The organism is Dethiosulfovibrio salsuginis (genome assembly GCF_900177735.1).
Taxonomy (GTDB): domain Bacteria; phylum Synergistota; class Synergistia; order Synergistales; family Dethiosulfovibrionaceae; genus Dethiosulfovibrio; species Dethiosulfovibrio salsuginis.
Genome location: NZ_FXBB01000002.1, coordinates 31,498 through 52,585, shown reverse-complemented (window position 1 = coordinate 52,585; position 21,088 = coordinate 31,498). Strand labels below are relative to the sequence as shown.

18 protein-coding genes are annotated in these 21,088 nt (G+C 57.8%); 8 read left to right on the top strand and 10 right to left on the bottom strand.

Going from position 1 to position 21,088, the window contains the following annotated elements; genetic code table 11:
- Nucleotides 1–12: 12 nt before the first annotated feature.
- From gyrB to B9Y55_RS01880, 3 genes are read right to left on the bottom strand one after another with little or no spacing between them, the layout of a single operon-like run.
- Nucleotides 13–1,920, bottom strand: a complete 1,908-nt coding sequence (gyrB, locus tag B9Y55_RS01890) for a DNA topoisomerase (ATP-hydrolyzing) subunit B (RefSeq protein WP_085543663.1) — start codon at nt 1,918–1,920, stop codon at nt 13–15.
- Nucleotides 1,913–2,116, bottom strand: coding sequence for a hypothetical protein (locus tag B9Y55_RS01885; protein WP_085543662.1), 204 nt, complete (start codon nt 2,114–2,116; stop codon nt 1,913–1,915). The genes gyrB and B9Y55_RS01885 overlap by 8 nt, the downstream gene beginning before the upstream one ends.
- A 58-nt stretch (nt 2,117–2,174) precedes the next feature.
- Nucleotides 2,175–3,602: a hypothetical protein gene (locus B9Y55_RS01880; protein ID WP_143340772.1), complete on the bottom strand. Its 1,428-nt coding sequence runs from the start codon at nt 3,600–3,602 to the stop codon at nt 2,175–2,177.
- Nucleotides 3,603–3,742: 140 nt separating this feature from the next.
- On the opposite strand from B9Y55_RS01880, the gene B9Y55_RS01875 reads away from it, so the two are divergent.
- The 5 genes from B9Y55_RS01875 (at nt 3,743) to B9Y55_RS01855 (ending at nt 10,382) form a co-directional block, all read left to right on the top strand.
- Nucleotides 3,743–4,750 carry an ABC transporter substrate-binding protein gene (locus tag B9Y55_RS01875; protein ID WP_200806600.1) on the top strand — a complete coding sequence of 336 codons (1,008 nt, stop codon included), beginning with the start codon at nt 3,743–3,745 and terminating at the stop codon, nt 4,748–4,750.
- 84 nt (nt 4,751–4,834) lie between these two features.
- Nucleotides 4,835–6,499 (top strand): ABC transporter permease, encoded by a 1,665-nt coding sequence (locus tag B9Y55_RS01870; protein WP_327078427.1) that lies wholly within the window; start codon nt 4,835–4,837, stop codon nt 6,497–6,499.
- Nucleotides 6,499–7,575 (top strand): ABC transporter ATP-binding protein, encoded by a 1,077-nt coding sequence (locus B9Y55_RS01865; protein ID WP_085543660.1) that lies wholly within the window; start codon nt 6,499–6,501, stop codon nt 7,573–7,575. The genes B9Y55_RS01870 and B9Y55_RS01865 overlap by 1 nt, the downstream gene beginning before the upstream one ends.
- A gap of 216 nt (nt 7,576–7,791) precedes the next feature.
- Nucleotides 7,792–8,799: an ABC transporter substrate-binding protein gene (locus B9Y55_RS01860; protein ID WP_234986089.1), complete on the top strand. Its 1,008-nt coding sequence runs from the start codon at nt 7,792–7,794 to the stop codon at nt 8,797–8,799.
- A complete protein-coding gene (locus B9Y55_RS01855; protein WP_085543659.1) occupies nt 8,775–10,382 on the top strand; it encodes an ABC transporter permease in 1,608 nt (535 codons plus the stop codon). The genes B9Y55_RS01860 and B9Y55_RS01855 overlap by 25 nt, the downstream gene beginning before the upstream one ends.
- Here B9Y55_RS01855 and B9Y55_RS01850 read toward each other — a convergent pair.
- From B9Y55_RS01850 to B9Y55_RS13580, 6 genes are all read right to left on the bottom strand, one after another.
- Nucleotides 10,379–11,476 carry an aspartate aminotransferase family protein gene (locus B9Y55_RS01850; RefSeq protein ID WP_085543658.1) on the bottom strand — a complete coding sequence of 366 codons (1,098 nt, stop codon included), beginning with the start codon at nt 11,474–11,476 and terminating at the stop codon, nt 10,379–10,381. The two genes, B9Y55_RS01855 and B9Y55_RS01850, sit on opposite strands and share 4 nt — an antisense overlap.
- Nucleotides 11,476–12,693, bottom strand: coding sequence for an aspartate kinase (locus tag B9Y55_RS01845; protein WP_085543657.1), 1,218 nt, complete (start codon nt 12,691–12,693; stop codon nt 11,476–11,478). The genes B9Y55_RS01850 and B9Y55_RS01845 overlap by 1 nt, the downstream gene beginning before the upstream one ends.
- Before the next feature lie 2 nt (nt 12,694–12,695).
- The gene (gene dapD / locus B9Y55_RS01840) at nt 12,696–13,394 is read right to left on the bottom strand and encodes a 2,3,4,5-tetrahydropyridine-2,6-dicarboxylate N-acetyltransferase (RefSeq protein WP_085543656.1); all 699 of its coding nucleotides are present in this window, start codon (nt 13,392–13,394) and stop codon (nt 12,696–12,698) included.
- Nucleotides 13,376–14,026 (bottom strand): 4-hydroxy-tetrahydrodipicolinate reductase, encoded by a 651-nt coding sequence (locus tag B9Y55_RS01835; RefSeq protein WP_085543655.1) that lies wholly within the window; start codon nt 14,024–14,026, stop codon nt 13,376–13,378. The genes dapD and B9Y55_RS01835 overlap by 19 nt, the downstream gene beginning before the upstream one ends.
- Nucleotides 14,023–14,907 (bottom strand): 4-hydroxy-tetrahydrodipicolinate synthase, encoded by an 885-nt coding sequence (dapA, locus tag B9Y55_RS01830; protein ID WP_085543654.1) that lies wholly within the window; start codon nt 14,905–14,907, stop codon nt 14,023–14,025. The genes B9Y55_RS01835 and dapA overlap by 4 nt, the downstream gene beginning before the upstream one ends.
- Before the next feature lie 278 nt (nt 14,908–15,185).
- On the bottom strand, nt 15,186–15,320 hold the full coding sequence (locus B9Y55_RS13580) for a hypothetical protein (RefSeq protein ID WP_268753268.1): 135 nt from the start codon (nt 15,318–15,320) through the stop codon (nt 15,186–15,188).
- A gap of 51 nt (nt 15,321–15,371) precedes the next feature.
- Here B9Y55_RS13580 and B9Y55_RS01820 point away from each other — a divergent pair, with 51 nt between their 5' ends.
- The gene (locus B9Y55_RS01820; protein ID WP_234986088.1) at nt 15,372–16,583 is read left to right on the top strand and encodes a M20 metallopeptidase family protein; all 1,212 of its coding nucleotides are present in this window, start codon (nt 15,372–15,374) and stop codon (nt 16,581–16,583) included.
- Here B9Y55_RS01820 and B9Y55_RS01815 read toward each other — a convergent pair.
- On the bottom strand, nt 16,561–17,832 hold the full coding sequence (locus B9Y55_RS01815) for an HD-GYP domain-containing protein (protein ID WP_159448190.1): 1,272 nt from the start codon (nt 17,830–17,832) through the stop codon (nt 16,561–16,563). The two genes, B9Y55_RS01820 and B9Y55_RS01815, sit on opposite strands and share 23 nt — an antisense overlap.
- A 122-nt stretch (nt 17,833–17,954) precedes the next feature.
- Here B9Y55_RS01815 and B9Y55_RS01810 point away from each other — a divergent pair, with 122 nt between their 5' ends.
- Both B9Y55_RS01810 and B9Y55_RS01805 read left to right on the top strand, forming a co-directional pair.
- Nucleotides 17,955–18,833: a hypothetical protein gene (locus B9Y55_RS01810; protein ID WP_085543650.1), complete on the top strand. Its 879-nt coding sequence runs from the start codon at nt 17,955–17,957 to the stop codon at nt 18,831–18,833.
- A 20-nt stretch (nt 18,834–18,853) separates the two neighbouring features.
- A complete protein-coding gene (locus B9Y55_RS01805) occupies nt 18,854–20,968 on the top strand; it encodes an HD domain-containing phosphohydrolase (RefSeq protein WP_159448189.1) in 2,115 nt (704 codons plus the stop codon).
- Nucleotides 20,969–21,088 lie beyond the last annotated feature (120 nt).

Sequence of the window (21,088 nt, the reverse complement as noted above, 5' to 3'; positions counted from 1 at the left end):
GTTTTTTTGGGATCAGACGTCCAGGTTCTGGACCTCGTGGGCGTGGGACTGGATGAAGTCCCGCCTTGGCTCGACTTTGTCTCCCATCAGGATGCTGAAGTACTGGTCCGCCGCCAGGGCATCGTTGGCCTCTATCCTCTTCATGACCCTGTTGCCTGGGTCCATGGTGGTCTCCCATAGCTGTTCTGGGTTCATCTCCCCTAGTCCTTTGTACCTCTGGACGCCGATCTTCTTCCCCGTGTCCTGTCGGCTGTCCACGAAGGACCGGAGGGCCTTGTCGCTGAAAAGGTACTCGGCGTGTTTGCCTATCTGCACCCGATAAAGAGGCGGCTGGGCCAGGTATATGTATCCTCCCTCAACGAGCTCCTTCATGTAGCGGTAGAAGAAGGTCAGGAGCAAGGTGCTTATGTGGGCTCCGTCTACGTCGGCGTCGGTCATTATTATTATCTTGTGGTAGCGGAGCTTGGAGAGGTCGAAGTCCTCCCCTATGCCGCATCCTAGGGCCTGGATTATGGTTCGGATCTCGTTGCTGCTCAAGATCCTGTCGAGCCTGGCTTTCTCTACGTTCAGGATTTTACCCCTAAGGGGCAGTATGGCCTGGAAGCTCCTATCCCTTCCCTGCTTGGCGCTGCCCCCTGCGCTGTCCCCCTCGACTATATAGACCTCGCAGTGTTCCGGGTCCTTGCCGGAGCAGTCCGCCAGCTTTCCAGGGAGGTTCAGGCCGGTCATGGCGGTTTTTCGGACGAGCTCTCTGGCCTTCTTGGCAGCCTCTCTGGCCTGTCTGGCCTTTATGGCCTTCTCCACCACCGGCTTAAGGATCACGGGATCGTCGTCAAGTGCAGTAAGGAGCCCCTCGTAGACCACCGAGTCAACTATGCCCTTGACCTCGCTGTTGCCCAGCTTGGTCTTGGTCTGTCCCTCAAACTGGGGGTTGCCCAACTTTATGGATATGACACAGGTAAGGCCCTCTTTAAGGTCTTCTCCCGTCAGGTTGGCGTCTTTTTCCTTCAGGACCTTGTTCCGCCTGGCGCTCTCGTTTATAGCTCTGGTGAGGGCGGACCGAAGGCCTATGACGTGGGTTCCTCCCTCTATGGTGTTGATGAGATTTGCGAAGGAGAATAGTCTTTCGTGGTAGCCGTCGTTGTACTGTAGCCCTAGGTCCACGGAGATAGAGTCTTTCTCCCCGGATATCACCACAGGTTTGGGAAACAGGGATGTTTTGTCCCTGTTCAGGTATTCCACGAAGGAACAAAGTCCCCCCTCGTAGAGGAAGGTCCACTCCTTTTCCTCCCTGTCGTCTTTGAGGGTTATCTTAAGCCCTGGGTTTAAGAAGGCCATCTCCCTGAATCGACTGCTCAAGACCTCCGAGGAGAAGGTAACCTCCTCGAAGATCTCGTCGTCGGGCATAAAGTGGACGGTGGTCCCTCTCTTGTGGGTGTCGTAGCCTCCCTCCAGGTCGGTTACCGGAATCCCTCTCTCGAACCTCTGGGCCCATGCCTTTCCGTCCCTGCATATGTCTATCTCTAGCCATGAGGACAGAGCGTTGACCACCGACACGCCTACGCCGTGAAGTCCGCCGGAAACCTTGTAGCTGTCGTTGTTGAATTTACCTCCGGCATGTAGGACCGTGAGGACGACCTCACAGGCGGGCCTCCCGTTGGACGGGTGGGGATCCACCGGGATGCCTCTTCCGTTGTCCGATACCGAGACGCTGCCGTCGGTGTGGACCGTTACGACTATGTCGTCACAGTGTCCTGCCAGGGCCTCGTCCACCGCGTTGTCCACCACCTCGTATACGCAGTGATGGAGCCCTCGCACTCCGGTGTCCCCTATGTACATTCCCGGTCTTTTTCTGACCGCCTCAAGGCCCTCCAGTATCTGGATGCTTTGAGCGGTGTACTGAGAATGGTTGTTAGTCATCTAAAAACTCTCCTCCCATCCGGGCGACCTTGGATATCCGCTTTGGAAAACAGCGTCGTCTAAGCGTCTCGGGCCGGAAGGCCGAGCGCAGCGCGATCCCGTCGTCGGTGTGGATTGCGGTGCCCTCTTCGTCCCTCACTAGGGCGATCACCTTGTCCAGGGCAACCACGTCCTGAGACTCCAGGAACAAAAACATAGGCATTCCTCCCGTTTAAGCGTTATACCCGTAACCGAACTATTATAACTCAAAAAAGTTACTTCACCCCTTCGGAGTCGAACTTTATCTTGAACCAGTCTCGGACCTCTCGGGGGAGGACCCTGAAGCCATACCGTTCTTTGGTCAGCCATAGGTAGTAGTCGTTGGAGAAAGACGACGCCAGTCCCTTAATCGACTTGCCTTTGTTCTCCTTAAGAAGTTCGTAGGTGTTTTTGAACTCCCTGTCCTCGTCGGCGTCCCAGCGGAAGCTGGCCAGAGAGTAGGCCACCGCCTTCTCGGCGCTGTGGCTGGGAAATAGGGGCATAATAAAGCTGTTGTCCGTCCAGTCGTAGGCTCCGTATCCCTGTCCCGGAACTATTACCACCCGAGGTATGCCGTACATCCTCACCCTCGGTACTCTCAGCATGTCCTCGTCGAGGTGAACCAGCCGTTTCAGTATCTCCGAGACCTCCTGAAAGGTCATAGGCTTCTGGACCGATTGCTGACAGAGAGGGGACGTGTCGGTCCTGGCCATACGGGCCATCTGTCCAGCCATCTCTCCTTTGCCCTTTATGGCCTCCTCCAGCCGTACCAGCCTGTCTCCCTCGCTCTCAGTGGCGAACTTGGCGGCGTTTCTGTCTCTTGTCCTGTCCCATCTATCCGCCTCGTTGCGGATGTGGATGTAGACCGATCCGAAGAATACCACGTCGTCCACCAGGCCCTTGAATCGGCGCCTTTCGTCGTCTCCGAAGCCGTCGATGGTTCTGGATGCCTTGGTTATGAGCGACTCTATCTCGTTTCTGGCGAAAGAGAAAAAGTTGGATCTCTCGATGGTCTCGTCGCACTGTTTTTTCTCCATCTCTCGGAATTTTCTGGTCCTCATGTGTCGCTCCAGGAAGGGCTCCAGGTTCTTCTCCAGCTTGCCCACCAGCTCTTCCGCCTTCTCCTTGGTGCAGTCCGGGACCTGAGGAAGGATGGTCTTTAGGGAGAGAGAGGCTCTCTTCATGGCGTTGTCGGTGCTGGTCTTGTAGTCTTTCATCCGGTCTCCGAATACTTCCATTCCCGACCGTTTCTCCTTGTTGTATAGGCCGGCGTAAAAGTCCTGCCAGTACTCGGTGAAGGTCATATACTGGAACATGTCCTGAGGTCTATCCTGAGAGAGCCACGTCGGTAGAGCTTCGTTGAAGGACGTTACTCCAGGGGACAGGAAACCTCCGTCCAGAAGGAGCCTTTCCTTGGGACCGAAGGACAGAGTCTCGGGGCCCTCTTTTGCCATGACCATAAGGATAGATTTAAGAAGAACCCAATAACGATCTGACATGGCGGTCCAGAGCTTCCTGAGCTCCACCCGTTCCTCCCGGTCCTGAACTTCGCCGATCTTTCTGTAGGCCTCCGAGTCCCTAAGGTACTCGGCGCATAGGACCTTTATCCCTTCGTCTTTTTTCCATCTCTCCAGCAGAGCGGAAAGAACAATCTCCTGTGCCAAGGGGATCGCCCCTTTCTGTATTAGGTATTTTCGTTTTTTGGAAAAGTTTTTCTGCCCTTTCCCGTCTTGCCCGAAAGACGGAAAAGGGATAGTATCCAACGAGGGATACACCACACTACTATTTCAGGGGTGATTTTATTATGTTATTCGCAGGTCGTTCCATGTCCAAAGTCCTTATGGCCCTGGCCTTAGGACTCATAGTCACTGCAGGGGCAAGCGCCGCCAGCCTAAACGTCTACACCATAATGCCGGAGAAATACTCCGCCAAGGTCTTCAAGGCCTTCACCGACGAGACGGGGATAAAGGTCAATTTCATGAGATTCTCCTCCGGTGAGGCCCTGGCCAGGATAGTGGCGGAGAAGGGAAACCCCCAGGTGGACGTGCTCTGGGGTGGCCCCGCCGATACATACGTCGCTGGGATGAACGAGTCGGTCTTCGAGCCCTACAGGTCCGCCAACTTCGACCAGGTTCCGGTGGAGTTCAAGGATCCCGATGGACACTGGACTGGGATCGGCATAATCCCCCTGGTGTTTTTGACCAACACCAATTTCTTAAAGGAAAAGGGCATAGAGGCCCCTACCTCCTGGGAGGACCTTCTCGATCCGGTCTACGGCAACAACCTCCAGATGGCCGACGCCAGGACCTCCGGCACCGCCACGGAGCGGATATACAGCCTGGTGAAGGTCTACGGCGAGGACGGAGCCTTCGACTATCAGAAGAAGCTTCACGGTAACGTCCAGCTCTACACCAAAAGCGGCGCCGGTGGTGCCATGCCCATAGCTCAGGGCCAGACCGCCAGCGGTATATTCTACATCGTCGACGCCCTGGAGATCCAGCAACAGGGCTACCCTGTAGTTATATCATATCCTAAAGAGGGAGTTTCGTACGGTGTAGAGTCCACGGGAATTATAAAGGGCTGCAAAAACCTGGACGAGGCCAAAAAGTTCGTCGACTGGGCCACCAGCGAGAAGCTCGCCCAGTTCCTTGTGGACAACAGCATAAACTACATACCGGTCCTGTCGTCGGTCAAAGTCTCAAACCCGGCCCTGGACGTCTCAAAAGTGACCCTTCTCTCCGTTCCGACGGAGTGGAAAGGGGAGAAGAGAAAGGCCTACGTGGACCGCTGGATAAACGAGGTCATCCGCTAGTTTAAGGTTACAGTCTCCGAGAGGGCTCGAAAGCTACCGTCGAGCCCTTTCTCTCTTTGATGCCCTCAGGAAAGGGGTTTTCACGTGAACAGATCGGCTAATATGGACAGGTCACTGATCCCTGTGGTCGCTGCAATATGGGTCTCCTTGGGCGTCTTCGTCCTGTATCCTTTTTTAAAACTGCTCGCAATGACTTTCATAGTGGAGGGCCAGCTCTCAGGGGCCAACATCGCTGCGGTTATGACCAACTGGTACGACCGACTGGCCTTTTTCAACAGTTTGAGGCTCGCTGGAGCTGTCGCTGTGACAGGAACCTTTTTGGGGTTCCTCTTCGCCCTGGCTGTGACAAAGATCTCCATGCCAAGGCCCATCCGGTGGTTTATAGGGGCTATCACCGTACTGCCCCTCATATCGCCGCCTTTTACCAGCAGCATAGCCCTGACCCTATCCCTGGGCCCTAACGGCATTCTCCTCAAGATGCTGGGGATAAAGGCCTTTAGCCTCTACGGGTTCTGGGGAACCTGGATATCCGAGTCTCTGACCTACTTCCCCGTCGCCTTTTTGACCATAGCGGCGGTGCTCTCCTGTATAGACCCAAACCTGGAGGACGCAGGCTTAAGCCTGGGGGCATCGCCTTTTAAGGTTTTTCGGACGGTAACTCTGCCTCTGTCTGTGCCGGGGATAGCCAACTCGATGTTGCTCCTTTTTGCCTGCTCCTTGGCGGACTTCGCTACTCCACTGGTTCTGGCGGGACACCAGTTTCCCGTGCTGCCCACCCAGGCATATCTCCAGATAACCGGCCTCTACGACCTTCGGGGAGGGGCGGCTCTGTCGTTCGTCCTTCTTGTCCCAGCTCTGGCGGTGTTCTTGCTCCAGCGTTTCTGGGTCTCCAGGAAAAGCTACGTCACCGTCACAGGAAAGTCCGGTGCCAGGACTACCACAAAGGGACTTGGGCCTATAACAGAGTGGTCGGTCCTTATAGCCTGCGGCGCCGTGATCGCCTTTATATTGTTCCTCTATTCTCTCATAGTGGCCGGGGCCTTTACAAAGGCCTGGGGGGTAAATAATTCGTTCACCCTGGAGAACTTCGTCTACGTGGTGGACCACGGCCAGAAGGCCATAAAGGACACCCTCATGATAGCCCTTACCGCTACACCTATAGGGGCCCTCCTGGCTGTGGCCATAGCCTACATAACCCAGAGAAAGCCCTTTCCCGGCAACGGCCTGATGGAGATAGTCTCCCTCCTCAACTACGCCCTGCCCGGGACGGTGGTAGGTATAGCCTACGTCATAGCCTTCAACGGAAAGCCCTTTATGCTCACCGGCACCATGGCCATCCTAGTGGCGGCCTACGTGTTTCGCTACGACTCGGCGGGCATAAGGGCGGTGATAGCCTCCCTTCACCAGATTGACCGGTCCATGGAGGAGGCATCCATGAGCCTGGGAGCGTCGTCCATAACCACCTTCCGGAAGGTCACCTTTCCTCTGGTGGTCCCGGCGGTGCTGGCGGGAATGAAGTATCTGTTTATCCACTCTATGACCGCCATAAGCGCCACCATATTTCTGGTGTCCGTCAGCTGGTCTCTCCTCACCACCAGGATACTTGAGTGCATGACCGAGCTCCAGTTCGGCAACGCCTGCGCTTTTTCCATAGTGCTCATAGCCATGGTTTTCGTATTCAGCGGTCTTCTAGGCCTTCTGGCCAGGGCCACAGGACATACCTATAAAGGACAGGGAGGAACTCTCTGATGGCCGTATCTCTTCAACTCAGCAAAATAGCCAAGACTTTCGTAAAGGACAACGTCCCCTTTCACGCCGTTAAAGAGCTGGATCTGGACGTAAAGGGAGGGGAATTGGTCACCTTCCTAGGGCCCTCGGGCTGCGGAAAGACCACCACCCTAAGGATGGTCGCCGGTTTCGAGACCCCTACGTCGGGGAGGATACTCATAGACGGCCAGGACGTCACCGACGTAATGGTGAACAAAAGACACATAGGCTTCGTCTTCCAGAACTACGCCCTCTTTCCCCACATGACCGTAGGGGACAACGTGGCCTACGGCCTCAGGATGAGGAACGAGTCGGCGAAGGACATAAAGACGAAGGTCGTCCAGGGCCTGGAGATGGTGGGGCTGTCCCAGGTGGAGAAGCGTTACCCCAACCAGCTATCCGGTGGTGAACAGCAGAGGGTGGCCTTGGCGAGGGTGCTGGTGATGAGGCCGAAGGTCCTCCTCATGGACGAGCCCCTCTCAAACCTGGACGCCAAGCTCCGTATCCATATGAGGACCGAGATAAGGAGGATCCAGAAGCAGCTGGATATAACCTGTCTCTACGTCACCCACGACCAGAAAGAGGCCCTGACCATGGCGGACCGGATAATGGTAATGAACAAGGGCCAGGTGGAGCAGATAGGGACACCCTTTCAGATATACACCGCCCCGGAGAGCACCTTCGTGGCGGACTTCATAGGCCAGGCCAACATACTCGAGGGGACCTTGGACGACCTGGACGGCCTGACCTCCCGGATATCCACCGGAGGCAGTAACCTGTCCGCCAGGCTCCTCGAGGGCAAGAGCTATCGGAAGGGAGAGAAGGTCTCACTGGTCCTTCGTCCCGAAACCCTGTCCCTATCGCAGGGGGGAGGGCTTCTGGGTGGCACCGTGACCCAGGTGGTCTTCAGCGGCGACAGGATGGAGTACACCTTGAGGCTCGGCGACGGCCAGTCCCTCCTGGCGATGGAGAACTTCTATCCTGGCATAAAGGTCTGGCAGGAGGGGGACTCGGTGGATCTGTCCTTCGACCCCTCTCTGGTGGTGGCACTGCCCTAGACCACTTACGTTACTTTGTAACGGTATCTGGATATAGAAACCCCTCTCCTTTCTGGATACAATCTAGGGGACAACTCAAAGGAATCTCTAAAAACGCTGATCCCCGGAGAGATCGTTCCGACGTAGCCATTCAAACAGGGCGTAGGCGGGACGGTCTCTCCGAGGGAACTTAAAATTAAGTTTCTAGAGGTGCTCCAAAAGAGAGGGATGATTTAAGTGAGGAAGCAAGTAAAAAGCATCGCCATAGCCTGTTTGGTGGCTCTGGGGCTGACCTCTATGGCCACCTACGGTGAGGCCAAGACCCTACGGGCCTACACCATATGGTCCGAGCGTTACGCCAAGGCTATCTTCGACGCCTTCACCGCCGATACGGGGGTAAAGGTCCAGTGGATAAGGTTCTCCTCCGGTGAGCTTCAAGCCCGACTGGAGGCGGAGAAGGCCAACCCCCAGGTGGACGTGGTTTTCGGAAATATGGCCGAGGCTTTTGTGGACGGCGTGGCCAAAGGCCTTTTCGAGCCCTATTCCCCCAAGGGGTCGGAGGTAATACCGGCTGAGTTCAAGGACAAAGACGGCTACTGGACCGGTGTGGCTTTGGACCCGATATGCTTTATGACCAACGGTCAGTTCCTGAAGGACAAGGGCCTTGAGGCCCCGGCCTCCTGGGAGGACCTTCTGAACCCGGCCTACGGCAAAAAGCTCCAGATGGCCGATGCCAGAACCTCCGGAACCGCCATGTACCGCATCCTGAGCCTGGTACAGGCCATGGGCGAGGAAAAGGCCTTCGAATATCAGGTTAAGCTGGACTCGTCGGTCCAGACCTACACAAAAAGCGGCGCCGGTGGAGCCCTTCCGGTTGCCAGAGGTCAGGCGGCAGGGGGAATCTTCTTCCTGGTGGACGGCCTTGAGATGGTCCAAAAGGGATACGATGTGGTCATCAGCTACCCCAAAGAGGGGGTTGTGGCCGGAATAGAGGCCATGGCTCTGGTGGCAGGGGCTAAAGACCCCGACCTGGGAAGGGCTTTTCTCGACTGGGCCTCAAGCGAGAGGATGCAGAAGCTCTACGGCGAGAACGAGATAAACCTGATCCCAACCAACCCCGACGTGCCGCCTGCCACTGCGGAGCTGGACATGTCCTCCATGAAGATACTTCCCATGGACATAGCCTGGGCCGGGGAGAACAGGGAGAGATTGGTGAAGAAATGGGTGGAAGAGGTAGTTCGGTAAAAATAGCGATCTGGGCGGCTCTGGGGGTGTTCGTGGTCTATCCCCTGGGCCGCCTTCTGTCGTCGGTGATAATGGGCGACGGTGGCCCGTCCCTGGAGCCCTTCGTATCGGCCCTGTCCCAAAGGGGAACCTGGGAGGCACTGTTTAACTCCATGAGCCTTGCCACCGCCGTGGCTGCCTCAGGGACTGCCCTGGGTTTTCTCTTCGCCTTCGGTTCCTCCAGGATGGCCCTGCCTGGGGCGGTAAAAAAGGCCATGACCGCCATAACGGTGCTGCCTCTGGTATCCCCTCCCTTCACCACCGCCATAGCCCTGACCCTCACGTTAGGCCCGGGGGGGACCGTGCCAAAGCTGCTGTCTCTGCCGGATATGGATATCTACGGTTTTATCGGGACCTGGCTGGCGGAGCTGCTGACCTACTTTCCTCTGGCCTATCTGACCTTGAGGGGAGTTATGGAGGGATCCAGCACCGACCTGGAGGAGGGGGCCATGGACCTCGGGGCGACCCGTTGGCAGGCTTTCAGCACCGTCACACTTCCACTGTCCATACCTGGATTGGGCAACTCCTTTTTGGTGCTGTTCGGCCTGTCTCTGGCGGATTTCGCCTCCCCTATGGTCATGGGAGGACACAGGTTTCCCGTCCTGACCACCGAGGCCTATCTGAGGATAACCGGAATGTACGACCTTAGAGGTGGGGCGACGTTGGCCCTAATACTGATGGCCCCTGCCCTTTTGGTGTACCTCCTTCAGAGGCGTTGGACCAGGGATAGGAGCTTCGTCACCGTCACAGGGAGAGACAGAGGTTCCAGGGCGTTTCAGCTTGGACCGGTGGGCCGTTGGTCGGTGCTGCTGCCTATCGGGGCCATAGCCGCCTTTGTTCTCTACCTCTACGGCATAATATTCGCCGGGTCCTTCGTGGAGGCCTGGGGTTTGGACCACAGTCTGACCCTGGAGAACTACCGCTACGCCTTCACCTCTGGCATGAGGTCCATCGGGGACACCTTGCTCCTTGCGTCGATCTCAACGGTGATAGGGACACTGCTAGCTCTAGCTGTGGCCTTCTCCGTCGTGAACGGCCGGTCTCCCTGGATGGAGTTTACATCACTTCTCAACTCGGTTCTTCCGGGGACTGTGGTAGGCATCGCCTACGTCTCCGCCTTTAACTCGGGACCTTTAGTCCTCACCGGAACCATGACCGTCATGGTGGCCCTGTGCGTCTTTAGGTACGGCGCTCCGGCGGTCAGGCTGATGATGGCCTCAATGGCCCAGATCGACGGTTCCATTGAGGAGGCCGCCATGGACCTCGGGGCCTCAAGGGGCAGGGCCTTTCGGGATGTGGTGATCCCTCTGATACTGCCCTCCATACTTGGAGGGGCCAGGGCGATATTCGCCGTCTCCATGACCGCCGTCAGCGCACTGATATTTTTGGTGTCGGTGAGGTGGAACCTCCTGACCGTCAGGATACTGGAGTGCATCACCGAGCTCATGTTCTCCCAGGCTGCCGCCCTGTCGGTGGTCCTGATAGTCCTGGTGTTCGCCTTCTCCGCTTTGCTGGACCGGCTGGCCCAAAAGCTCTCCCACTAGAGGGAGAACCTGAGGGCCTCCAGCATGCGGTCTATGTCCTCGTCGGAGATGTTCAGAGCCGGCAGGAACCTTATGGCTCCTCCCGCTACGTTCAGAAGGACCCCCCTATCGAAGGCCATCTTAGAGACCCCTGGAGCGTAGTCGGTTAGGGCCCCTATCATCAGGCCAGCTCCTCGCACCGACCTGACCCAGGGGAGCCCGGCAAGGCCCTTGCGAAGCCTCTCTCCCTTCCTCGTCACCTCCGCCAGAAAGTCCTCGGTCATGGCCTCCACCACCGGTAGCCCTGCCGCTAAGGCTACAGGGTTAGGGGCGAAGGTGGAGCCGTGGTCGCCTTGTTTGAAGGGGCTGTGGCCGAAGGCCATCAGGGCCCCTAGGGGCAGCCCTCCACCTATCCCCTTCCCCAGTGTCACCAGGTCGGGCTTAAGGCCGTAGTGCTGATAGCCGTATCCCTTTCCCGTTCTGCCTATGCCCGACTGGATCTCGTCGGCCACCAGCAGGAATCGCCCCTCCTGGTGTAGCTCCCTTATGGCATCAGCCAGGTCCTCCGGGCAGGGGATGACCCCGCTGTTTCCCTGAAAGGTCTCCAGAAAAACCGCCGAGACGTCGTTGGCACGGCAGAAGTCCCTGAGGCTGTCGCCCTCCTGAGGCAGAAAGACCACGTCCCCTAGCAGGGGCTCGAAGGGCTTTCGGATCGTAGGGCCCCAGGTTAAAGACAGGGCCCCGCAGGTCCTGCCGTGAAAGTTGCCCCTGAACGACACCGTTTTTCCCGGCCTTAATACCTTCACCGCCTTTATCGCCGCTTCGGTGGCTTCCGCCCCTGAGTTGGAGTAGGCCACCTGGCCGTCCCTTCCGTCCAGCGCCAGCAGGGTCTCGGCCATCCTCAGACCATCGGGGTCCTGAAAGTAATTTGAGAGGTGCATATAACGGCTGGACTTCTCCGCCACCGCCTCCACCGAAGGAGGGTAGGAGTGCCCCATGGCCATGACCCCTATCCCGGCGTAGCAGTCCAGAAAAACCCCTTTGTCGGTGAAAATCTCCACTCCCTCCGCTCTTTCCACCGCCAGAGGCAGAGGACCGTATAGAGGGGCCAGCATCAGTCTGATTCCTTGCGGTCGAACTCGGATACCAGTGCTTTAGCGGCGGCGCTGGCCTGATCCCTTGGCACCAGCACCGATATCTTTATCTCCGATGTGGTGGTGCAAAGCACTTCCACCTCCGCACCGTCAAGGGCGGAGTAGAACCTGGCGGCCACACCGGAGCTGGTCTTCATGCCAACCCCCACCGCCGACACCTTGGCGACCGCCTCGTCGTCGGACAGGGTCCAGCCCTCTATGCCCTCGAGGCTCTGGCGGACCGAGGTCCTGACCTGGCATATGTGGCCCGACACCACCGAGAAGGTTATGGAGGTTCTGCCTCCGGCGGATACGGTGGAAATCATGTCCACGTTCACCCCGTCGGCGGCGAGACAGCCGAAGAGCCTAGTCAGAAGGTCTACCCCGTCGGGGAGGTTCTCCACTGTCACCTTCATCTGATCCATATCCACCGCTATACCTGTCACCACCGGCTGTTCCAACCACTCTGGAAGCGCGCTGACCACCATAGTTCCCTCCCTATCCGAGAAGGTGGAGCCACAGTAGAGCTCCACCTCGTATTTTTTGGCTATCTCCACACCTCTGGAGTGAAGCACCTTTGCCCCCATAGCGGCCATCTCAAGCATCTCGTCGTAGACCACGTGGGACAGCTTCTTCGCCTCCGGGACCATCCTGGGGTCGCAGGTGTATATGCCCTCGACGTCGCTGTATATCTCGCAGCGGACCTCCAGTTTTGCCGCTATGGCTATGGCGGAGGTGTCCGAGCCCCCTCGACCTAAGGTGGTGACGTCCCCTCCTGGGGATATCCCCTGAAAGCCGGTGATCACCGCCACCTCGGCGGTTTTAAGCCTCTCTTTCAGCCCTGTGAGGTCCAGATCGACGATTCGGGCGTCGCTGTATCTTCCGTCTGTGGCTATTCCCAACTGGAAGGCGTTCAGCGACACCGCCGATATCCCCATATCCTGGAGGGCCATGGCGAGCAGCGCCGCCGATGTCTGTTCCCCTGTGGACAGGAGCATGTCCATCTCCCTGGGGCTCGGCGTGGAGCTTACACTCCCCGCCAGGGCTATTAGGTCGTCGGTGGTGTCCCCCATAGCGGAGACCACAACCGCCAGCCTGTCCCCGGACTTTACCCTTTTCGCCACCTTTGCGGCAACCGCCTTTATGTGGTCCGCCGTGGCAACCGACGAACCGCCGTATTTCTGGACCACCAGGGCCATTTTTAAAGCTCCCTGAGGTCCGCCACGATGCGGGTTTTGTCGGCGGTCTGGCCGTCGACGTTTTTGATCACTTTAGCTGGGATCCCAGCGACAACCACCCCTGGAGGGACGTCTTTCGTCACTATCGCCCCTGCGGCCACAACCGCACCGGCTCCGACCTGGACCCCCTCGAAGATCACGGCGTTGGCTCCTACCATGACGTCGTCGCCTATGATCACCGGCATAGCACAGGGAGGCTCGATTACCCCCGCCAGGACCGCACCGGCACCGATGTGACAGTTTTTGCCCACCGTGGCCCTGCCGCCTAGGACGGCGTTCATGTCGATCATGGTGCCCTCGCCTATGACGGCCCCGATGTTTATGACCGCTCCCATCATGATTACCGCGCCTTTGCCTATCTCCACCATGTCCCTGATGATCGCGCCTGGCTCGATTCTGGCCTCGTAACGGGTCAGGTCCGCCATGGGAACGGCGGAGTTCCTGGCCTCCACCACCATCTCGAAGTCGGTTATGGCCTCTTTGTTGGCCTCAAGGATCGACTCCACCAGGGCCTTGTCCCCCCGGATCACCCCGAAGTCCTTGCCTCCGACGAAGCGGAGCTCTCCCCAGGAGATTCCCTCAAGGTTGCCCGACACGTAGACAGTGACGGGGGTCTTCTTTATCGACTCCTTTATGAGACGGATCACCTCTTCAGTGCGCATGAAACTACCTCCTCAAAATCGTAAAGCCCGGGCTGTTGCCCGATGGCGAACCTGGCGGCCTGGAGGGCCCCCATGGCGAAGACCTTTCGGGAGATGGCCCGGTGGGTCAAGGTCAGAACCTCGCCCTCGTTGGCGAAGCTCACCGAGTGGTCCCCTGGAACCCCTCCCATCCTGAGGGAGTGGGTCGGGCAGTCCCTCCCTACCTCTTTCTTTAGCGTGATGGCCGTCCCGGATGGGGCGTCCACCTTGTGGATATGGTGGGTCTCGGATATCTCAACGTCCCACTCAGACAGGGCCGGGGCGTACTGTCTCAGTATCATCCTGAGAACCCCTATCCCTACGGAGAAGTTATATCCCTGGACCACCGCCACCGACTGGGCGAGCTCCTTGACCTGGACCATGTGATCCTCTGTGAGGGCTGTTGTCCCCAGAACTAAGGCGGAACGGTATTCACGACAGACCTCCAGGGTTCTCTTCAGGGCCTCGGGCCTGGAGAAATCCACTATGACCTCCGGAGAGTCCAGAATGGTCTCGTCCTCCAGGGATATGGTGGCCACGCAGTTCTCCGGCCCGAATACCTCTATAAGCTCCCGGCCCATCCGGCCGGAGGATCCCACTATGCCGTACTTCATCCCGTGATCCCCAGGTTTTCCAGATCCCTGTCCACCCTGTCCTTGGTCGATTGGGACGCCGTCGTCAGGGGCAGTCGGATCTCCTCGGTGCAATAGCCGAGCTTTGCGACACCGTACTTGACCGGTATAGGGTTGCTCTCGACGAAAAGGCCCTTCATGAGGGGGAACAGCCTGAGGTGCTCGATTCTGGCCTCCTCCAGATCTCCCGCCAGTATTCGGTCAACCATGAAGGACATCTCCCTTGGGGCCACGTTGGACAGCACCGAGATTATTCCGTCCCCTCCGCTGCACACCAGATGAAAGGCTTGGTCATCGTTGCCCGAGTAGACCATAAAGTCGGGACGGACCGGCTTGACCAGCCTAATGAGCTGGTCCACCTGGGCCATATCGCCGCTGGCCTCTTTTATGCCGACTATGTTAGGTGTATCCAGAAGCCTGGCCACCGTCTCGGGAAGTATGTTGCATCCCGTCCTGCCAGGGACGTTGTAGACTATCACCGGGATCGACAGAGCCTCCGCCACCGCCTTGAAGTGGAGGTGCAGCCCCTCCTGGGTTGGCTTGTTGTAGTAGGGTGTCACCACCAGCACCCCGTCGGCACCCAGTTCCTGGGCCTGAACGCTCATGGAGACGGTGTGGGCTGTGGAGTTGCTGCCGGTCCCGACTATGACAGGAACCCTGCCATTTGAGTGGGAGACGGCGCAGGATATTATCCGTGCCCGCTCCTCTTCTGTCACAGAGGGGGCCTCTCCTGTGGTGCCAAGGACTATAAGGGCGTCCACCCCTCCCTCTAACTGAAAGTCGATGAATTTACGATAGGCTGCCTCGTCGAAAGCCCCTTCGTTAAAGGGGGTTATAAGCGCTGTGCCGGTGCCTCTGAACATCTCTTTCCCTCCTAGGTTTTCTGACGTCCCGAGGACGAACCTGTCCTCGGTCTCCTATGATATCCTAATTGTACAAAAAAGCTCGCCCCTGAGATAGGGACGAGCCGAAACCCGCGGTACCACCCTGATTGGACTACGGAGAAATACCAGGACGGAGGGTACGACAAAAAGCCCGCCCCTCATCGAGGGACGGGCTGAAGACCCGCGGTACCACCCTGGTTGGATATCCTCCGATATCCCGCTTATGGCCCTATGACGGAGACCGACCGGGACACCTACTACGACGGCCTAAGGCCGCCTTTCGGCACCAGCTCGCCGGACCTTATCCCACCATGCAGCGCCCAAGATCCCTTCCAGCCGGTGGAGATCTCTCTCTGGTCGTTCGCTTTTTGCATGAGGGGCTTCCGGTTCATCGCCTTTAACGATATGCTATTGGAGGGAATTATATCCCCTGGTCGCTTCTTTTGTCAACCGGGGAAAAGGGAGATGGTAAAATGGATACTATGGTTCAGGCAAGAGGAATAGGCGAATGGCTCACCGAGGTCCGCAGGGAGATCCATAGGTCCCCTGGGCTCGACTTCGATCTGGAGCAGACGGCGTCCACGGTGGAGAGGGAGCTGGATTCCATGGGCGTACTTCACCGCCGTTTCGCTGGGACAGGGGTGGGGGCGTGGATAGAGGGTACTGGCCCTGGCCCTACGGTGGTCATAAGGGCCGACATGGACGCCCTGGCCATACAGGAGGAAACTGGACTGACCTTCTCGTCGGAATACCCCGGCAGGATGCACGCATGTGGACACGACGGCCACACCGCCTGTGCCCTAGGGGCGGCTAAAATACTGTCGGCCAGAAAGGACTTCAGGGGAAAGGTGATATTCGCCTTCCAGCCAGCGGAGGAGACCTCCGGTGGGGCTAAACCGATGATAGACGACGGCCTGCTGGAGGGGGAAAACGTCATTGCCGCCCTGGCGCTCCACGTCAACCCATCCCTGCCCACCGGAACTATCGGTGTCAATCCCGGAAAGGCCATGGCGGCTTCCGATATGTTCGACCTGGTCATAAGGGGAGAGGGATGTCACGGCGCTGAGCCCCACAGAGGGGTGGACGCCCTGGCGATCGCCTGTCAGACCGTCACCGCCCTTCAGCAGATCGTCAGCAGGAGGACCGACCCGGTCGACTCAGCGGTCCTCACCGTGGGAACCATCCACGGCGGAAGGGGCCGAAACGTGGTGGCCTCGGAGATAAGGATGGAGGGGATTATCAGGACGGTGGACAGGGAGCTTAGGGAGAGATTGAGGACGGAGGTCAGAACCGTTGCGGAGGAAGTTCCTAGGGCCATGGGCGCCCACGGGGAGATCTCCTTCGTTCAGGGATATCCGCCCCTTATAAACGATCCCAAGGTGTGCGACGTGGTCTCCTCCTGCGCCAGGGAGATCCTGGGAGACAGAGGGGTAGTGCCCATAGACCGTCCCTCCATGGGCGTCGACGACTTCGCCTACTTCGCCGAGCTCTTCCCGTCGTGTTACTTCACCTTAGGTATAGAGGACAGGACAAAAGGGAGGGCCGCCCCTCTCCACAGTCCATACTTCGACTTAGACGAGGGTGCCCTCCCTATCGGTGCTGCTTTGCTGGCTAAGGCCACTGTCAGGTTGCTCAGTGAGGGACTTCCCCACTGAAGGCCTTGGCGATCCGCTCCTTCCACTGGGCGTGGATCGCCCAGCGGGAGATGCTGAGTTTTGACGCGAGATCCTCCGATACTCCGGAAAGCTCCCTGGCCACCCTCCAGGCAAGGCCTCTTAAAGTTGTGGCTCCTAGGAGGACCTCGTCGGACAGGAACTCGAACACCTCTCCTGGAATCCTGCCCTTTTTGGACGACATAACCGCTAAAACCCTGGCCCAGGGTGCTCCCTTTGGGGAGGGCCTCTCGTGGTCCATGCCCGAACGGGTGATCATGCAGATCTCTCCGCCCTTCATCAGGACGAAGCACCCGACGGGGAAGGGTATAACGACCTGTTCGAGCAGTCCGAAGGCGACAGGATCCAGGGCGGTTCCCACCGAAGACCTCATTAGCTTTAAGACCTCCCATGGCAAGAACCCTGGGCGATATGGCCGATCGGTGGCAAGAGCGTCGTAGACGTCCGCCACGGAAACTATCCTCACAGCCTTAGGTATGGCCTCGCCGGACAGGATATTCTCGCTCTGTCTCGGGCCGTATCCCTTTCCATCCAGCCTCTGATGGTGGTGGATCACGATTCCCCTCGCCATGGGCATCACGTTAGGCTGGCTTCTGAGCAACTCAAGGCCATACCAGGGATGGAGCCTCATGGTCTCCCACTCTTCGTCGTCAAGCTTCCCGGGCTTGTTGAGTATCTCCGGTGGAACCCTAAGTTTGCCCAGATCGTGAAGGACCGCCCCCAGTCCCAGGTTGACGCCGTCCTGAAAGCTTCCCAGGGGAACCCATGCCTCCTCCACCGCCTTTCGGTACAGGGCCAGTGACAGCACCGCGACCGACCAGCAGTGATCGAAAGTCACCCTGTCCATGTCCTCGATCGCCTTGAGGTTCCCCAGAAAAAGCGGGCCTCCTCTGGATAATTCCTCCATAACCGAGGACATCAGGTTGGATAGCACCTCAACATCTCTGTTGGAGATGGTCATCTTGCTTATGACCTCAGAAAAGACGGCCTCTACCTTTCGCCTACCCTCTCGATCGGTGTCGGGGGACACCAGTGAAGGGGGCGTTTCATTGGGTTCGTTTCCCTCTCTGATTAGGACCTGCTGAAACCCGTGGCGACCGATAGCCTCTATCAAGGGCGACGTCAGTACCACGTCCTGGGCGACCAACGGAACCCCTCCCTGTTTTATCAGGGGCTGAGCCACCATCATGCCAGGTTCAAGATCCTTCACGGAGACGACGTACATTGCCATCGCCCCACCTCCTCGCTTTAGAGACCCAACTATATTATGCACCAGATGTAGCTTATATGCCATATGGCCCTTGTATCCGTATCGGTTCATAGGTTAGTATAATTTAAAAGGAGGTGGTCTAGGTGGCTGTAAAAGGGTCTCTGAAATATCTACTTACGTTTGTGTTGTTCCTGTTGTGTGCTCTCCCCGGCTATTCCAACGAGCTTCCAACCGGTGTCCTGTGGGAACAGGACAGGGTTATAGCCATGGGGCAGGGGGTGGTCCCCGACCCCTCCAAAGGAACTGCCGGAGGGCAGCTGCTGGCTAAAAGGGCGGCTATGGTGGACCTTCAGAGAAACCTCCTGGAGTTTATCCAGGGCGTCCGAATCCAGTCCACCACCACCATGGTGGATTTTATGGTCAAAGACAAAGTGGTCTCCTCCGTCAAGGGGGCAATAAAAGGAGTCCAGATACTCAGCTCCAACTGGGACGGCGAAATCTATTCGCTCTGGGGCGCTATCCCCATGAAGGCGGTGAGAGGGGCGGTTGTCCAGGAGATTCCGGGCTTTACCCCTAAAAAGACCGTTTCCTACGATGGTAAAGGGTTTGATTCGTTGGTCATAGATCTTGGTGCCCAACCTTTCGACCCCTCTATGGTCATATCGGTTCGATCTGCCTCAGGTAAGGAGGTCTACGGCGTATCCTACGTAGATCGAGATTCTTTCGTCCAGGAGGGGATGTTCAAGCTCAGAAAGGATCTAGGCTCTCAGTCGACGCTTGACCGTATCTTCGGGGCTTCCCCCGCTTGGGCGACCTCCGATAAGGCCCTGATACTGAAGGAAGGGGTATTCCTGGACCCTGACGGGGCTATCGTCGTACCGGACAGGGCAGCGACCCTCATAGAGGAGAACGGATTCGACTTCCGGGTTCCCTGTAAGGTCACCGTCATAGCGAAAACCGCCGCGGTTAGAGGAAAAAAAGAGGCTTTTATCTGCTATCTTAAGGTCCCCGTCGATCTATGAGAAAACCAGGTCTCCTCTCTTTGCCTTGGACGATTGCCCTGTTCGCCATTGCGGCGGTCGGAGGAGGCCTGGCCTGTTGGAACCCCGCCCCTCTGATGAAATCGAACCGATCCATGATGGACCGGTACATAGACAGCCTGAGCTCGTCCTGCTCCTCCACCTCTTTGGTGGCGGTGTTGGCTCAGGAGCCTTCGTTTCAGGATCTAGGCTCCTGGCCTTGGCCGAGATCGACCCATGGGGAGCTTTTAACCAAGCTGTCTCAGGCTAAGACCGTCGTCGTTGACCTTCTGTTTCCCGAAAGCTCCTCCCTATCGGAGGATCTTCTCCTGGCCGGTGAGGTCAGAGACCACGGCAACTGCGTGCTGGCCATACACCTCTCGGACACCGGAGAGGGAACAAAGCCTATACCGCCCTATGAGCAGCTCTATCGTTCCGTTAAACACGTAGGGGTCGCCAACGTGGCCCCAGACGTGGACGGACTTTACCGGTTTTCCTATCCTCTGTGGAACGTAGAAGGTCGGTCTCTGCCCTCTATAACCTTGGCGGGAGCCATGGCTCACACAGGGGATACAGTCGGTCTAGAGACCGGACCTCTTTACAGCTACCTGACCCTAGGGGACAGGGTGTTCCCTATGACTCCCGACGGAGGGGTGGTTCTCTCCCCCTTTGACCTCAAGGATATACCGGTTTACGAGTACGTGGATGTCCTGAGGGGCCGGGTCTCGGAGGACAAATTCAAGGGGTCCTTGGTCGTGGTCGGGATAAACGCCGCAGGGCTAGGGGTTCAGGACACCTTGTCCATGTACAGAGACGGACGGGTCAGGTCGGTTCCTGGTGCCCTGTTTGTGGCCCTCTCCATCCACAACCTCCTTCAGGACAGGGCCATAGCGGTATTGCCTACCTGGGCCGGAGGGATATGGGCCTCTCTGGCCTCCCTGGCCGGGGGGCTTTTGGGGCTTATGGCCTTTTCCTGGAGCTGGATGGCCCTTCTTGCGACTGTGGCGGTGGTGCTGGTGTTGCCCTACTTCACCCTCGAGGTCCTGTATATGTGGATCCCCACGACAGGCGCTCTTTGGGGGCTGTTTCTGGCCTACGTTACGGTGGCATCTATTCGGGCGATCTCCATGTCCCGGTCGGTCAAGATGGGCTCTATCTACACCGACGTGCTGTCCTCCATCACCTCCGACTCGTGGAACGGCGGAGCGGAGCGATCTCCTGAGGGGATTTTGGATCGGGTGTGGCCGGAGATAGAGAAGCTGACCTCCATAAGGCTTCTGGAGAAAAATCTCTCCGAGAAAGACGCCCAGGACCTGTCCCACAGTGGGGCGGTTGTGGCGTTGGACGACTCATCGTCTCTTTTAAAAATTCCCGGAGGCGACCCCCCCTATAGGCTACTGGTCAAGCCCGCCCAGGGCTGGGAAGGGCTTGTGGTACTGGGCTGGTTTAAAAACGTATCCAGGGAGGACCTTAGGAGCGCCATGGCAATGATACTCTCGGTCTCCTGGTTTTCCGTGGCTCTGAAGAGGGAGCAAGAGAGGCTTCTGGCGGTGGAAGGGGCCATAAAGGCGGTGGTCGCCGCGGTGGACGCCAAAGACCCCGAGACGAGGGGACACTCGGAGAGGGTCGCCTCCCTCTCAAGAGAGTTAGCGGTCGCATTAGGATGTTCCTCCGACTTCGTCGAGGAGCTGGTTCTGGGAGCCACACTTCACGATGTGGGAAAAATAGGCATCCCCGACGCCATACTGCAAAAACCCGCTAAATTAACCGAAGATGAGTTCGCCAGGATAAAGGAACATCCCTCTCTGGGAAGGGACATACTCAAAACCGTTAAACTGAGCTCCACCGCCAGACAGGCCCTTCTGGAACACCACGAAAAACTGGACGGAAGCGGCTACCCCGAGGGCCTCTCAGGAGACCAGGTCAGCCTGGCAGGAAGGATCGTCGCCGTGGCCGACGCCTTCGACGCCCTATCCAGCAGGAGGACCTACAAAGAGGGCTGGCCCCTGGAGAAGATCCTGGAGCTATTCGACCAGGGCAGCGGGATCCTCTACGATCCCAAGGTAGTGAAGGCCCTCCACTCGGTGGGCCCTGATTGGCACAGACAGAACCACAAAACCGGCGACCGCACCTCTTAGGCTGTGGCCGCCGGTACTCTTATAGGGACAATCCCCTATGGACTATAAGGCGTTTTTCGTGTAGCGTATAAAGGGTTTTTGTACGATATTTTTTGCTTTATCCATATACAGGAAAGAAAA